Genomic DNA, 15,318 nt, shown 5'->3' with positions numbered 1-15,318 from the left:
TCATCCTCCTGGCCGGGCCGGTTGTGCGGCTTCCAGGAGTCCGGCGAGTTCCACCAGGTCGGTACCGGTGAGGCGGGGCAGGGTGCAGCCGGGCAGGATGCGGCAGGCGTCCCGCCAGGTCCGCGGGACGGCGGCGCCGCCGCCGAGGGCGCCGGTGAGCGCGCCCGCCAGCGCCGGGGCGGAGTCGGCGACCCGGGACAGGCAGGCGGCGGCGGGTACGGCCTCGGCGATCCGGCCCCGGGCGGCGGTGGCCAGGGCGAGGGCGACGGGGACGGTCTCGGCGGCGGCGATGCCGTAGCTGTAGACGTGGTCGACGATCTGGTGTTCCAGCAGGGGGACCAGGGCGAAGGCGGACTCGCTGTCCTCGGCCAGGGCGAGCGCGTGGCGGGTGTTGCGGCCGATCTCCGTGTCGGCGGGGAGTTCGGCCAGCGCGGCGGTGACACAGGTGTCCGTGTCCGCGTCGGCGAGGGCGAGCGAGAGGGCCGCCGCCATCGCCCGCGCGCCGTGCACGCCGTCGCCGTCCTGGGTGTAGCGGGCGTCGAACTCGGCGAGCGAGGCGGCCTGCAGCGGGTCGCCGGGGTGGGCCACGGCGAGGACGCAGGCGCGCACGCAGGCCGCGTCGTCGAAGTAGTGCGGGTTGTCGTGGCCGGTGGCCGGCGGGCGCAGCCCTGCGGCGAGGTTGCCGAGGCCGGCGCGGACGGAGATCCGGGCGCGCAGCGGCAGTACGGCGGACTCGATCTCCGGGGCGCGGTCGGCGGCGGCGGCGACCTCGGAGGCCACGGCGGTCCAGGTGAGGTCGATGGCGGCGCGCATCCGGCGGGCCCGGCTGAGGTCGCCGAGGACGTCGTCGTCGCCGGCCCGCAGCACCGCCTCGGCGGCGAACACCGCCCACTCGGCGTCGTCGGAGGGGCCGAGGCGGAGGGGTTCGGGGGGCTGGTTGAGGGCGATCGGCACCGGCAGGGTGGTGGTGGCGTTCTGCTCGGCGAAGGTGTCCAGCTCCCGGGTCAGCCGGCGGGTCCACTCGGGCATCCGCACGGCCCGGTGCCGGGCGGCGGGCCAGCCGGCGGCGTCCCCGGCGGCGAGGCCGAGCAGCAGCCCCTCGATACGGCGGGCCGTCATGACCGGCCCGCGCGGTCCGCGTCCGCGGTCCTGCCGTGCCCCTCGTCGTCGCCGTCCGGCGTCATGCGGTGCGCCTCGCCGTACGCGTCCCCTGTCATGGCCTCCCCGCCCTCCCTGTCCGCGTGCCCTGTCATGGCCTGCCCTCACCGTCCGCTTGCCCGGCATTCCCGGCCCCCACCAAGGGGCTGCGCCCCTCGCCCCCGGGACCCTCCGCCGGCTGGATGGTGGCCGGCTGGGGCGGGAGAGGGTCGGCCGGCTGTGGGAGGGGCGGCTGCGGTGGGAGGGGTTCGGTCGGCTGCGCGAGGGCCGGTTGGGGTGGGAGGGGTTCGGTCGGTTGTGTGAGGGCCGGCAGGGGCGGGAGGGGTTCGGTCGGTTGTGGGAGGGGCGGTGGGGGTGTTTCGGCCGGCCCGGGGAGGGCGGGCGGGGCTGTTCCGGTCGGCCGCGCGAGGACGGCCCGGGGCGGGGGCGCCCCGTCCACCAGCAGGTCCGCCACCTCCAGCACGTGGTGGCCGGCCATCGACGGCAGACAGCGGCCGCGCGCCGGGCCGATGGCCTCCGCCCAGGCCGGGGGGATCGCCGCGAGGCCCTGGGTGGCGCCCGACAGGGCGCCCGCCACCGCCGCCGTGGTGTCCGCGTCGCGGCCCATGTTGACGGCCGTCAGGACCGCCTCCCGGAAGTCGCCGTCCGCCGCCGCGTACGCCCCGAACGCGAGGGCCACCGCCTCGGGGGCCAGGTCGGTCCAGGGATAGCCGCCGATGACGACCGCGGAGCGGACCGCGCGCTCCCCCCGATGGGCCACCGCCACCGCCCGCCGCAGGGAACGCGCCGTCCAGGAGTCGTCCGGGACGACCGCGAGGGCCGCGGCGATCACCACCGGAACCGTGGCCCCGGTCATCGCCGCCGCCACACCCGCCGCGACCGCCTGGCCGCCGTAGATCCCCTCGCCCTCGTGGCTCACCGAGCCGTCGATCGCCACCAGCCGGGCCGCTTCGGCGGGGCGCCCGGCGGCGAAGACGCCGAAGGGGGCCGCCCGCATCGCCAGACCGTCGCTCCAGGCGTGGCGGTGCTGGGCGGAGATGGGCGCGGCGAGGCCGCGGCGCAGGTTCTCCAGCGTTCCGCGCTCGCTGAAGCCCGCGCCGCGGAAGGGGCCCTCGGCCCGGTCGGCGATCCACTCGTGCCAGGCCGCCTCCACGTCCGCCGGAGTGAGCGCCGAGCCGTGCCGGGCCAGCAGCAGACCGGAGAAGATCGCGTACTCGGTGTCGTCCGTGCCGCAGGGCCGCTCGGCCACGTACCCGGTGATCCGCCCCCAGCGGGCACGGATCTCGGAGGGCTTGAGGTTCTCCGCCGGGGCCCCGAGCGCGTCGCCGACCGCCAGGCCGAGCAGCGCCCCACGGGCCCGCTCACGGAGTCCGGCGGCGTCCCCGGGTACCGGGACCGGGGGAGTGCAGGCGATCGATGCCATGGACGGCCTCCTTCGGCGGGGTCGCACGGGACCCTTTGCGGATGTGTCCCACGGGAGGGGGCCGGGCGAGCCTGGGGCGGGCCTCTGTCACCCGCTCGGCATCTGAGCCATCTATCGCACATCTGAGCGCTTGGCGGGGAAATCGCAGGTTAGCCCAGCCTTTCCTTGCTGGCGCACGGGAAGTAGGGGGCATAGGTTTGGCGTTGTAAAAAAGTAGAACTTGTCCAAAGTTAGCTTTGGCTTAGCTTACTGGGGGTCCGCATGGCCATCATCGAAACCGAGGCCGCGCTGCACGTGGCGCACCGCGACAACCACACGCACCGCGATGTCAACGGCGGCTGGCTGCGCCCCGCCGTCTTCGGCGCGATGGACGGCCTGGTCTCCAACCTCGCCCTGATGACGGGCGTGGCCGGCGGAGCCGTGAGCCAGCAGACCATCATCATCACCGGTCTCGCGGGGCTCGCCGCCGGCGCCTTCTCCATGGCGGCCGGCGAGTACACCTCCGTCGCCTCCCAGCGCGAACTCGTCGAGGCCGAACTCGATGTCGAGCGCCGCGAGCTGCGCAAGCACCCGCAGGACGAGGAGGACGAGCTGGCCGCGCTGTACGTGGCGCGCGGGGTCGAGCCGGAGCTGGCCCGGCAGGTCGCCCGGCAGCTGTCGAAGGACCCCGAGCAGGCCCTGGAGATACACGCCAGGGAAGAGCTGGGCATCGACCCCGGCGATCTGCCGTCGCCGCTGGTCGCGGCCGTGTCGTCGTTCGGCTCGTTCGCTCTCGGCGCCCTGCTGCCCCTGCTGCCGTACCTGCTCGGTGCCACCGTGCTCTGGCCCGCCGTCCTGCTCGCTCTCGTCGGGCTCTTCGCGTGCGGGGCCGTCGTGGCCAAGGTGACGGCGCGCAGCTGGTGGTTCAGCGGTCTGCGGCAGCTCGCGCTCGGCGGTGCGGCGGCCGGTGTGACGTACGCCCTGGGCAGCCTGTTCGGAACGGCCGTAGGATAGTGGTATCGGTATCTATACGATGGGCCGCATAAATACCCGTTACTCGCTGGTTTCGAGTCCTTAATCAACGGGCATGAGCCGTAAGCGCTGTGGGCAATGACGCCTGCCGCACACCCCCGGGGTGGGCGATGACGCTCCCCTCAAGCACATTTTCGGGCCACCGGGCGCGATCCGACCGATCTCGTCCGACACGGTCCCCCCATAACGCGTTGGCCGCCACTGCGTGGCACCCCGCCGTACCCCGGCGCCGCCGCCGTCACCCCACGGCGACCGCCGCGGATCCACGGCACTCGTCGCGTTCGCGCGGCACCTCCGCCGCGACCGCGGCGTCCGCATGCTGGAATGGTGTATCCACTTCCCGAGAACCACTCCATCATGTAACCTGCACGAAATTTTGATCTCACGCAGAGGGCCAACGTCGTCCCTCGGCACCTGCCACATGCCACATGACGACGACGGGAGAGCCGATGCGTACGCCGCGCCAGCCGTCCCAGCATTCCGCGAATGGCCAGAACTGGTCTTTCATGGATGCTCGCCCTGCTGCGCAGGGTATGTACGACCCCCGCAACGAACACGACGCGTGCGGCGTCGGTTTCGTCGCCACTCTCACCGGCGAGGCGTCCCACACCCTGGTCGAGCAGGCACTCACCGTGCTGCGCAACCTGGAGCACCGCGGCGCCACCGGCTCCGAGCCGGACTCCGGCGACGGTGCGGGCCTTCTCTCCCAGGTGCCGGACGCCTTCTTCCGCGAGGTGGCCGAATTCGACCTCCCCGCGGCCGGCTCGTACGCCGTGGGCATCGCCTTCCTGCCGGAGGAGGGGACCGAGGACGCCGTCTCACGTATCGAGACGATCGCCGCCGAAGAGGGCCTGACGGTCCTCGGCTGGCGCGAGGTGCCGGTCGCCCCCGAGCTGCTCGGCGCCACCGCCCGCTCCACCATGCCGGCCTTCCGGCAGATCTTCGTGTCCGACGGGGCGGCCGAGGGCATCGTCCTGGACCGCAAGGCGTTCGTGCTGCGCAAGCGCGCCGAGCGCGAGGCCGGGGTCTACTTCCCCTCGCTGTCCGCCCGGACGATCGTCTACAAGGGCATGCTGACCACCGGCCAGCTGGAGCCCTTCTTCCCGGACCTGTCCGACCGCCGCTTCGCCTCGGCGATCGCCCTCGTGCACTCGCGCTTCTCCACGAACACCTTCCCGTCGTGGCCGCTCGCGCACCCGTACCGCTTCGTCGCGCACAACGGCGAGATCAACACCGTCCAGGGCAACCGCAACTGGATGCGCGCCCGCGAGTCCCAGCTGTCGTCCGAGCTGTTCGGTGCCGGGAGCCTGGAGCGCGTCTTCCCGGTGTGCACGCCGGACGCCTCCGACTCCGCCTCCTTCGACGAGGTCCTGGAGCTGCTCCACCTCGGCGGCCGTTCGCTGCCGCACTCCGTGCTGATGATGATCCCGGAGGCGTGGGAGAACCACGACTCCATGGACGCGGCCCGCCGCGCCTTCTACGGCTACCACTCCACGATGATGGAGCCCTGGGACGGCCCCGCCTGCGTCTGTTTCACCGACGGCACCCAGGTCGGCGCCGTACTCGACCGCAACGGTCTGCGCCCGGGCCGCTACTGGGTCACCGACGACGGCCTCGTCGTCCTCGGCTCCGAGGTCGGCGTCCTCGACATCGACCCGGCCAAGGTCGTCCGCAAGGGCCGCCTCCAGCCCGGCAAGATGTTCCTCGTCGACACCGTCGAGCACCGCATCATCGAGGACGACGAGATCAAGGCGAACCTCGTCGCCGAGCAGCCGTACGCCGAGTGGCTGGAGGCCGGCGAGATCGAGCTGGGCGACCTGCCCGAGCGCGAGCACATCGTCCACACCCACGCCTCGGTCACCCGCCGCCAGCAGACCTTCGGCTACACCGAGGAGGAGCTGCGCGTCATCCTCGCGCCGATGGCCCGCACCGGCGCCGAGCCGATCGGCTCCATGGGCACGGACTCGCCGATCGCGGCCCTCTCCGAGCGCCCCCGCCTGCTCTTCGACTACTTCACCCAGCTCTTCGCGCAGGTCACCAACCCGCCGCTGGACGCGATCCGCGAGGAACTGGTCACCTCGCTGCGCAGCGCGCTCGGCCCGCAGGGCAACCTGCTCGACCCGACCGCCGCCTCCTGCCGGTCCGTCCTGCTGCCCTTCCCGGTCATCGACAACGACGAGCTGGCCAAGCTCATCCACATCAACGCCGACGGCGACATGCCCGGCTTCAAGGCCGCGACCCTGTCGGGCCTGTACCGGGTCTCCGGCGGGGGTGACGCCCTCGCCGCCCGCATCCAGGAGATCTGCGCCGAGGCCGACGCCGCCATCGACAACGGCGCCCGGCTGATCGTCCTCTCCGACCGGCACTCCGACGCCGAGCACGCGCCGATCCCGTCGCTGCTGCTCACCGCGGCCGTTCACCACCACCTCATCCGCACCAAGCAGCGCACCCACGTGGGCCTGCTGGTCGAGGCCGGCGACGTCCGCGAGGTCCACCACGTCGCCCTGCTCATCGGCTACGGCGCCGCCGCGGTCAACCCGTACCTGGCGATGGAGTCCGTCGAGGACCTGGTCCGCGCGGGCACCTTCCTGTCGGACATCGAGGCCGAGCAGGCCATCCGCAACCTCATCTACGCCCTCGGCAAGGGTGTCCTGAAGGTCATGTCCAAGATGGGCATCTCCACCGTGGCCTCCTACCGCGGGGCCCAGGTCTTCGAGGCCGTCGGCCTGGACGACGCCTTCGTGGAGAAGTACTTCAACGGCACGGCCACCAAGATCGGCGGCGTCGGCATCGACGTCATCGCCGGCGAGGTCGCCGCCCGCCACGCCAAGGCCTACCCGGCCTCCGGCATCGCCCCGGCGCACCGCGCGCTGGACATCGGCGGCGAGTACCAGTGGCGCCGCGAGGGCGAGCCGCACCTGTTCGACCCGGAGACGGTCTTCCGCCTCCAGCACTCCACGCGCACCGGCCGCTACGACACCTTCAAGAAGTACACGGACCGGGTGAACGAGCAGTCCGAGCGCCTGATGACGCTGCGCGGCCTGTTCGGCTTCAACTCCGGCCGGCAGCCGATCCCCGTCGACGAGGTCGAGCCGGTCAGCGAGATCGTCAAGCGCTTCTCCACGGGCGCGATGTCGTACGGCTCCATCTCCAAGGAGGCGCACGAGACCCTCGCCATCGCCATGAACCAGCTGGGCGGCAAGTCCAACACCGGTGAGGGCGGCGAGGACCCGGACCGGCTGTACGACCCCGCGCGGCGCAGCGCCATCAAGCAGGTCGCCTCCGGCCGCTTCGGCGTCACCTCCGAGTACCTGGTCAACGCGGACGACATCCAGATCAAGATGGCCCAGGGCGCCAAGCCCGGCGAGGGCGGCCAGCTGCCCGGCCACAAGGTCTACCCGTGGGTCGCCAAGACCCGGCACTCGACGCCGGGCGTCGGCCTGATCTCCCCGCCGCCGCACCACGACATCTACTCCATCGAGGACCTGGCGCAGCTGATCCACGACCTGAAGAACGCGAACCCGCAGGCGCGGATTCACGTGAAGCTGGTGTCGGAGGTCGGCGTCGGCACGGTCGCCGCGGGTGTCTCCAAGGCGCACGCGGACGTCGTCCTGATCTCCGGCCACGACGGCGGTACGGGCGCCTCCCCGCTGACCTCGCTGAAGCACGCGGGCGGCCCCTGGGAGCTTGGCCTCGCCGAGACCCAGCAGACGCTGCTGCTCAACGGCCTGCGCGACCGGATCGTCGTCCAGACGGACGGCCAGCTGAAGACCGGCCGCGACGTGGTCATCGCCGCCCTGCTGGGCGCCGAGGAGTTCGGTTTCGCGACCGCGCCGCTCGTCGTCTCCGGCTGCGTGATGATGCGCGTCTGCCACCTGGACACCTGCCCGGTCGGCATCGCCACCCAGAACCCCACCCTGCGCGACCGCTTCGCCGGCAAGGCCGAGTACGTCGTGAACTTCTTCCAGTTCATCGCCGAGGAGGTCCGCGAGCTGCTGGCGGAGCTGGGCTTCCGCTCCATCGAGGAGGCCGTCGGCCACGCCGAGGTGCTGGACGTCGAGCGCGCGGTGGACCACTGGAAGGCACAGGGCCTGGACCTGGCGCCGCTGTTCCACGTCCCGTCGCTGCCCGACGGCGCCGTCCGCCACCGGATCGTCGCCCAGGACCACGGCCTGGAGAAGGCGCTGGACAACGAGCTGATCAAGCTCGCCACCGACGCCCTGGCCGCCTCCGACGCCACCGAGGCCCAGCCGGTGCGCGCCCAGGTCGCCATCCGCAACATCAACCGCACGGTCGGCACCATGCTCGGCCACGAGGTGACGAAGAAGTTCGGCGGCGCGGGTCTGCCCGACGACACCATCGACATCACCTTCACCGGCTCGGCCGGCCAGTCCTTCGGCGCGTTCCTGCCGCGCGGTGTCACCCTGCGCCTCGAGGGCGACGCCAACGACTACGTCGGCAAGGGCCTCTCCGGCGGCCGGATCGCCGTCCGCCCGGACCGGGCCGCCGACCACCTCGCCGAGTACTCCACCATCGCGGGCAACACCATCGCCTACGGCGCCACCGGCGGCGAGCTGTTCCTGCGCGGCCGTACCGGTGAGCGGTTCTGCGTGCGCAACTCCGGCGCGCTGGTCGTCTCCGAGGGCGTGGGAGACCACGGCTGCGAGTACATGACCGGCGGACACGCGGTCGTCCTCGGCCCGACCGGCCGCAACTTCGCGGCGGGCATGTCCGGCGGCATCGCCTACGTCATCGACCTCGACCCGGACAACGTCAACGCCGGCAACGCCGGTGCGGTCGAGGCGCTGGACGACACGGACAAGCAGTGGCTGCACGACGTGGTGCGCCGCCACGCCGAGGAGACCGGCTCGACCGTCGCCGAGAAGCTGCTCGCCGACTGGGACACCGCAGTGGCCCGGTTCAGCAAGATCATCCCCAGCACGTACAAGGCAGTGCTCGCCGCCAAGGACGCCGCCGAGCGAGCCGGTCTCTCCGAGACCGAGATCACCGAGAAGATGATGGAGGCGGCGATCAATGGCTGACCCGAAGGGCTTCCTGAACCACGGCCGCGAGGTCGCCCAGACCCGTCCCGTCGGTGAGCGCCTCAAGGACTGGAACGAGGTCTACGTCCCCGGTTCCCTGCTGCCGATCATCAGCAAGCAGGCCAGCCGCTGCATGGACTGCGGCATCCCCTTCTGCCACAACGGCTGCCCGCTGGGGAACCTGATCCCCGAGTGGAACGACTACGCCTACCGCGAGGACTGGGCCGCCGCCCAGGAGCGCCTGCACGCGACCAACAACTTCCCGGAGTTCACCGGTCGCCTCTGCCCGGCCCCCTGTGAGTCGGCGTGTGTCCTCGGCATCAACCAGCCGCCGGTCACCATCAAGAACGTCGAGGTCTCGATCATCGACAAGGCGTGGGAGACCGGGGACGTCGCCCCGCAGATCCCGGAGCGCCTGTCCGGCAAGACGGTCGCGGTCATCGGGTCGGGCCCGGCGGGTCTCGCCGCCGCCCAGCAGCTGACCCGGGCAGGACACACGGTCGCCGTCTACGAGCGCGCGGACCGCGTCGGAGGACTCCTCCGGTACGGCATCCCCGAGTTCAAGATGGAGAAGCGGCACATCAACCGCCGTATCGAGCAGATGCGCGCGGAGGGCACCCGCTTCCGTACCGGAGTCGAGGTCGGCCGTGACATCAACGCCCGCGACCTGAAGAAGCGGTACGACGCGATCGTGATCGCCGCCGGCGCCACCACCGCGCGGGACCTTCCGGTGCCGGGCCGTGAGCTCGCGGGCATCTACCAGGCGATGGAGTACCTGCCCCTGGCGAACAAGGTGCAGGAGGGCGACTACGTCACCACGCCGATCTCGGCCGAGGGCAAGCACGTCGTCGTGATCGGCGGCGGTGACACCGGCGCGGACTGCGTGGGCACCGCCCACCGGCAGGGCGCGGCCTCGGTCACCCAGCTGGAGATCATGCCCCGCCCGAACGACGAGCGGCACCCCACGAACCAGCCCTGGCCGACCTTCCCGATCCTCTACAAGGTCACCTCGGCCCACGAGGAGGGCGGCGAGCGGATCTACTCCGCCTCGACCAGCCACTTCGAGGGCGACGAGGACGGCAACGTCCAGTGGCTGCACCTGGCCGAAGTGGAGTTCGTCGACGGCAAGTTGACCTCCAAGCCGGGCACCGAGCGCAAGATCCCGGCCCAGCTGGTCACCCTCGCCATGGGCTTCACCGGCACCGACCGGGAGAACGGCCTGGTGGAGCAGTTCGGCCTGGACCTCGACGAACGGGGTAACATCGCCCGCGACGCCGACTTCCAGACCAACGTGCCGGGTGTGTTCGTCGCCGGTGACGCCGGCCGCGGCCAGTCCCTCATCGTCTGGGCGATCGCGGAGGGCCGCTCGGCCGCCCGCGGAGTCGACCGCCACCTGACCGGGGCCAGCGAACTGCCGGCCCCGATCCGCCCGACGGACCGCGCCCTGGCGGTCTGACGCGCACACCAGGACCCTCAGGTCCCCCTGAACGTCCCGTACAACGGCGTACGGAACACTGACGGCGCCTGCCCGCCTGTCCCCGACCGGACGACTGGGCAGGCGTCGTTTCCCTTTCCGCGGACGCGGCCCGTCCCGGGGCCTGTCCCGCGGGGCGCGGCCTGTCCCGCGGGGCGCGGCCTGTCCTGGGGGGCGCGGCCTGTCCTGGGGGGCCTGTCCCGCGGGGCGCGGCTTAGAGCCCCTCCGCGAGCACCAAGTCCCGGCACTCCTCGGGGGTGCCCCACGCCGAGCGCAGTACCCGGGCCTTGGTCAGCCACAGGGACAGGTCGTACTCCGCGGTGTATCCGATCGCGCCGTGCAGATGCAGTGCCGTGCGGGCCGTGCGGTACGCCGCCTCGCACGCCGTGAGCTTGGCCGCCGCGACCTGCGCCGGACCGAGGGACGCCGCGGCGCCGAAGAGCAGCGGGCGGGCGAACTCCAGGGCGGTCTTCGCGTCGGCCAGGCGGTGCTTGACCGCCTGGAAGGAACCGATGGCGGCCCCGAACTGGGTGCGTCTGCGCACATGGGCCACGGTCCGGTCGAGCAGCGCCAGGCCCAGGCCCAGGGCCTGGGCGGCGGTGGCCAGCCGGATCCACAGCAGCGCCCGCTCGTACGGCGCGGCAGGGGTGAGCAGCTCGCCGGCGGGCGCCGGCCTGGTCAGTCTCCGGGCGGGGTCCAGGGAGCGGTGCACCGGGCCGGGGGCCGGCGCGGACAGATACAGGCCGTCCGGGGCCGCGGTCAGGCACAGCGCCGCCGCGTCGCCGTCGACGGCGTATCCGCCGGGCGCCGCCACCGTCGCCAGGTCCGTCCCGGCCGCGAGGGCGGGCAGGAAGCGCTCGGCCAGCGGGGGCTCACCGAGCAGGACGGCCGCCCCGACCGTCTCCGCGAGCGGACCGGGCACCGCGTGCCGCCCCAGCTCCGTGAAGGCCACCGCCAGTTCCACCGGACGCGGCCCGAGGCCGCCGTACTCCTCGGGCACCGCGAGAGCGAACACCCCGGCCCCGGCGATCCGCGACCACAGCGCGCGCCCGCGCGCGTGGTCGCCGCGGCTCCAGTCCCGGATCACCGCCGGGGTGTCCGCGGCGGTCAGCATCGCGTGCAGCGAGCCGGCGAAGGCGCGCTGCTCGGCGTCGAGGAGGAAGCGCATCAGCGGCGTCCCTTCGGCAGGCCGAGCAGCCGCTCGGCGACGATGTCCCGCTGGATCTCGTTCGTGCCGGCGTAGATGGGCCCGGCGAGGGAGAAGACGTATCCCTCGGCCCAGGCGCCGTCCGCCCGTTCGCCGTCCGCTCCGAGCAGATCGAGCGCCGTCTCGTGCAGGTCGAGGTCCAGCTCGGACCAGAACAGCTTGTTCATGCTGGACTCGGGTCCGAGCGCGGCGCCGTCCAGCACCCGGGCGGCGGCGGAGTAGGCGAACAGCTGGTAGGCGCGCGCGGCGATCAGCGCGTCGGCCACCCGGGCGCGGGCGTGCGCGGGCGAGCCCTGGGCCCGCCACAGCTCCCGCAGCCGCGCGGCCGCGGCGAGGAAGCGGCCCGGGGAGCGCAGGGTGAGGCCGCGTTCGTCGCCCGTCGCTGACATCGCGATCCGCCAGCCCTGGCCCGGCTCGCCGATCACGTCCTCGTCCGGGACGAACACGTCGTCGAGGAACAGCTCGGCGAAGGCCGGTTTGCCGTCCAGGCGGCCGATCGGGCGGACGGTGACACCGGGGGCGCGCAGGTCGAACATCAGGTAGGTGAGGCCCAGGTGCGGCCTGGGCGTGCCGGGATCGCTGCGGAACAGGCCGAAGGCCCGGTCCGCGAAGGCCGCCCGTGACGACCAGGTCTTCTGCCCGCTGAGGAGCCAGCCGCCGTCCGTGCGGACCGCCCGGGAGGTGAGCGAGGCGAGGTCCGAGCCCGCCTCCGGCTCGGACCAGGCCTGCGCCCAGACCACCTCGCCGGTGGCCATCGGCGGCAGCACCCGCGCGCGCTGCTCGTCCGTGCCGAACGCGAAGAGCGTCGGCGCGAGCAGGCTGACGCCGTTCTGGCTGACCCGGCCCGGTGCGCCCGCCGCCCAGTACTCCTCCTCGAACACCAGCCAGCGCAGCAGCCCGCAGTCCCGCCCGCCGTAACGCTCCGGCCAGGACACCACCGACCAGCGGTCCACGGCCAGTTCGGCCTCCCACGCGCGGTGCGCCGCGAAGCCCTCCGCCGTCTCCAGGGACGGCAGCGGGGTGCGCGGGACGTGCCGCGCGAGCCAGGCCCGCGCCGCCGCACGGAACTCCTCGTCGGCCGGGGAGTGGTTCAGGTCCACGATCGCCGCCGCCTTCCTTCCGCCGCCTTCCCTAACAAGTGTTTGGTAGGTTAGCGTGGCCCTATGACAGGCGTCGAGAGCCCGGCCTGCATCCCCGGGCACGGACTGCTGCAGGGGCGCACCGCCGTCATCACCGCGGCGGCCGGCACCGGCATCGGCGGGGCCACCGCGCGCCGCTTCCTGGAGGAGGGCGCGCGCGTCCTGATCAGCGACGCCCACGCGCGCCGGCTGAAGGAGCACGAGGCTCAACTGGGCCGGGAGTTCCCCGGCGCGGTCACCGCCGTACCGTGCGACGTCACAGACGAGGCCCAGGTGCAGGCCCTGTTCGACGCGGCCCGCGCCGCGCACGGGCGGCTGGACATCGTCGTCAACAACGCCGGGCTCGGCGGCACCTCGGACCTCGTCGACATGACGGACGACCAGTGGTCCCGCGTCCTGGACGTCACCCTGAACGGCACCTTCCGCTGCACCAGGGCCGCCCTGCGCGCCCTGCGCGGGACCGGCGGCGGAGTGATCGTGAACAACGCCTCCGTCATCGGCTGGCGCGCACAGGCCGGGCAGGCCCACTACGCCGCCGCCAAGGCCGGTGTGATGGCGCTGACCCGGTGCGCGGCGATCGAGGCCGCGGCCTACGGCGTGCGGGTCAACGCGGTCGCCCCCAGCCTCGCCCTGCACCCCCACCTGGAGAAGGTCACCTCCGCCGGGCTGCTCGCCGAGCTGACCGGACGTGAGGCCTTCGGGCGCTCCGCCGAGCCCTGGGAGGTGGCCAACGTGATCGTCTTCCTCGCCTCCGGCTACTCCTCCTACATGACCGGCGAGGTCGTCGCCGTCAGCAGCCAGCACCCCTGACGGCGGAGCAGACCACAATGGGTGCGTGCCGACCAAGAAGAAGCCCCAGGTGACCGCGGCCGCGGCCCGGCGCGGAGAACTCCTCGACACCGCTGCCGAGGTCTTCGCCGAGTACGGCTACAACGCCACCACCGTCCGCAGGATCGCCGACCACGCCGGGATGCTCGCGGGCAGTCTCTACTACCACTTCGACTCCAAGGAGTCGATGCTCGAGGAGATCCTGCGGACCTTCCTCGACGAGCTGTGGGACGGCTACGACACCGTCCTCGCCGCCGGACTCGGCCCTCGCGAGACGCTCCGGGCGCTGGTCACCGAGTCCTTCCGGGAGATCGACCGGCACCGCGCGGCGGTCGCGATCTACCAGAAGGAGAGCAAACAGCTCGTCGCCCAGGACCGGTTCGCCTTCCTCGCCGAGTCCCAGCGCCGGTTCGAGAAGGCCTGGCTCAGCACGCTGGAACGCGGCGTCGCCGAGCGGGCCTTCCGCGCGGACCTGGACGTCCGGCTCACCTACCGGTTCGTCCGCGACACGGTGTGGGTCGCCGCCTCCTGGTACCGGCCCGGCGGCCGGCACAGCCCGGAGGAGATCGCCCGCCAGTACCTGTCGATGGTGCTGGACGGGATCGCCGTACGCGAATAGCCCTGTCCTGTGAGGGAGTTGCCATGGCCGAGGCCTACATCGTCGAAGCGGTCCGCACGCCTGTCGGGCGGCGCGGGGGAGGGCTCAGCGCGGTCCATCCGGCCGACCTGGGCGCCGGGGTGCTGAAAGCCCTGGTGGAGCGCTCCGGGATCGACCCGGCCGCCGTGGAGGACGTGGTCTTCGGCTGCCTGGACACCGTGGGGCCGCAGGCCGGGGACATCGCCCGTACCTGCTGGCTGGCCGCCGGCCTCCCCGAGGAGGTGCCCGGCGTGACCGTCGACCGGCAGTGCGGCTCCTCCCAGCAGGCCGTGCACTTCGCCGCGCAGGCCGTGCTCTCCGGCACCCAGGACCTGGTGGTCGCGGGCGGGGTGCAGAACATGTCCCAGGTCCCCATCGCCTTCGCCTCCCGGCAGGCCGCCGTCCCGCTCGGCCTGACCGACGGCCCCTTCCTCGGCAGCGCCGGCTGGCGTGCCCGTTACGGCGACCAGCCCGTCAACCAGTTCACCGGCGCCGAGATGATCGCCGCCCAGTGGGGCATCAGCCGCGCGGAGCAGGAGGAGTTCGCCCTGCGCTCGCACCGGCGCGCGATCTGGGCGATCGACACCGGCCGCTTCGGCCGCGAGACCGTGCCCTACGGCGAGGTCTCCGTGGACGAGGGCCCGCGCCGGGACACCTCCCCGGAGAAGATGGCCGCGCTCCGGCCCGTCCTCGACGGCGGCACCATCACCGCGGCCTGCTCCTCCCAGGTCTCCGACGGGGCCGCGGCCCTGCTGATCGCCTCCGAGCGGGCGGTCCGGGACCACGGTCTGCGCCCGCGCGCCCGCGTCCACCATCTCTCCGCGCGCGGCGAGGACCCCATCCGCATGCTCTCCGCCCCCATCCCGGCCACCGCGCACGCCCTGAAGAAGACCGGCCTGACCATCGACGCCATCGACCTCGTGGAGATCAACGAGGCGTTCGCGCCGGTCGTCCTCGCCTGGCTGAAGGAGACGGGCGCCGACCCCGGCAAGGTCAACGTCAACGGCGGCGCGATCGCCCTCGGCCACCCCCTCGGCGCGACCGGCGCCCGGCTGATGACGACCCTGCTGCACGAACTGGAGCGCACCGGCGGCCGGTACGGCCTCCAGACCATGTGCGAGGGCGGCGGCCAGGCCAATGTGACGATCATCGAACGGCTGTGACCGTGGGGGTCGGGGGCGGCCCGTCGAACGGCTGTGACCGTGGCGGTCCGGGGCGGCCCGTCGAACGGCTGTGATCGTGGCGGTCGGGGGCAGCGGAGAATGGCTGGGGTCGTGGCGGTCCGAGCGGCTCGTCGAACGGCTGTGACCGTGGCGGTCCGGGGCGGCCCGTCCAACGGCTGTGACCATGGCGGTCCGGGTCATGGAGCAGTCGTGGCCGTGGCGCCCCGGTCCGGGGC

General features: G+C 72.9%; 10 protein-coding genes. 6 read left to right on the top strand and 4 right to left on the bottom strand.

Annotated features, from left to right (window positions below; translation table 11 throughout):
* Both ACF073_RS30445 and ACF073_RS30440 read right to left on the bottom strand, forming a co-directional pair.
* Positions 1-1,119, bottom strand: a complete 1,119-nt coding sequence (locus ACF073_RS30445; protein ID WP_392074620.1) for an ADP-ribosylglycohydrolase family protein — start codon at positions 1,117-1,119, stop codon at positions 1-3.
* A gap of 130 nt (positions 1,120-1,249) precedes the next feature.
* Positions 1,250-2,581, bottom strand: a complete 1,332-nt coding sequence (locus ACF073_RS30440) for an ADP-ribosylglycohydrolase family protein (RefSeq protein WP_392074619.1) — start codon at positions 2,579-2,581, stop codon at positions 1,250-1,252.
* 261 nt (positions 2,582-2,842) lie between these two features.
* On the opposite strand from ACF073_RS30440, the gene ACF073_RS30435 reads away from it, so the two are divergent.
* The 3 genes from ACF073_RS30435 to ACF073_RS30425 all read left to right on the top strand — a co-directional run bounded on the left by ACF073_RS30435 (position 2,843) and on the right by ACF073_RS30425 (position 10,090).
* A complete protein-coding gene (locus ACF073_RS30435; RefSeq protein ID WP_392074618.1) occupies positions 2,843-3,574 on the top strand; it encodes a VIT1/CCC1 transporter family protein in 732 nt (243 codons plus the stop codon).
* A 467-nt stretch (positions 3,575-4,041) separates the two neighbouring features.
* On the top strand, positions 4,042-8,634 hold the full coding sequence (gene gltB, locus ACF073_RS30430) for a glutamate synthase large subunit (RefSeq protein WP_392074617.1): 4,593 nt from the start codon (positions 4,042-4,044) through the stop codon (positions 8,632-8,634).
* Entirely contained in the window at positions 8,627-10,090 is a 1,464-nt protein-coding gene (locus tag ACF073_RS30425) for a glutamate synthase subunit beta (RefSeq protein ID WP_392074616.1), read from the top strand. Before gltB ends, ACF073_RS30425 begins: the two co-directional genes overlap by 8 nt.
* A gap of 232 nt (positions 10,091-10,322) precedes the next feature.
* Here ACF073_RS30425 and ACF073_RS30420 read toward each other — a convergent pair whose 3' ends face one another.
* Together ACF073_RS30420 and ACF073_RS30415 are read right to left on the bottom strand one after the other, a co-directional pair.
* Complete coding sequence (locus ACF073_RS30420) at positions 10,323-11,276, bottom strand: acyl-CoA dehydrogenase family protein (protein ID WP_392074615.1); 954 nt, start codon at positions 11,274-11,276, stop codon at positions 10,323-10,325.
* Entirely contained in the window at positions 11,276-12,415 is a 1,140-nt protein-coding gene (locus ACF073_RS30415; protein ID WP_392074614.1) for an acyl-CoA dehydrogenase family protein, read from the bottom strand. Before ACF073_RS30415 ends, ACF073_RS30420 begins: the two co-directional genes overlap by 1 nt.
* 63 nt (positions 12,416-12,478) lie before the next feature.
* On the opposite strand from ACF073_RS30415, the gene ACF073_RS30410 reads away from it, so the two are divergent.
* From ACF073_RS30410 to ACF073_RS30400, 3 genes are read left to right on the top strand one after another with little or no spacing between them, the layout of a single operon-like run.
* On the top strand, positions 12,479-13,264 hold the full coding sequence (locus tag ACF073_RS30410) for an SDR family oxidoreductase (RefSeq protein WP_392074613.1): 786 nt from the start codon (positions 12,479-12,481) through the stop codon (positions 13,262-13,264).
* A 25-nt stretch (positions 13,265-13,289) separates the two neighbouring features.
* Positions 13,290-13,901 carry a TetR/AcrR family transcriptional regulator gene (locus ACF073_RS30405; protein WP_392074612.1) on the top strand — a complete coding sequence of 204 codons (612 nt, stop codon included), beginning with the start codon at positions 13,290-13,292 and terminating at the stop codon, positions 13,899-13,901.
* Between the two features lie 23 nt (positions 13,902-13,924).
* Positions 13,925-15,082 (top strand): acetyl-CoA C-acetyltransferase, encoded by a 1,158-nt coding sequence (locus ACF073_RS30400; protein WP_392074611.1) that lies wholly within the window; start codon positions 13,925-13,927, stop codon positions 15,080-15,082.
* The last annotated feature ends 236 nt before the right edge of the window (positions 15,083-15,318 follow it).

It is taken from the genome of Streptomyces sp. NPDC015171 (assembly GCF_043079545.1).
In the GTDB taxonomy this organism is placed as follows: Bacteria; Actinomycetota; Actinomycetes; order Streptomycetales; family Streptomycetaceae; genus Streptomyces.
The sequence above is the reverse complement of the archived record's forward strand: the minus strand, read 5'-3'. Positions and strand labels throughout refer to the sequence as shown.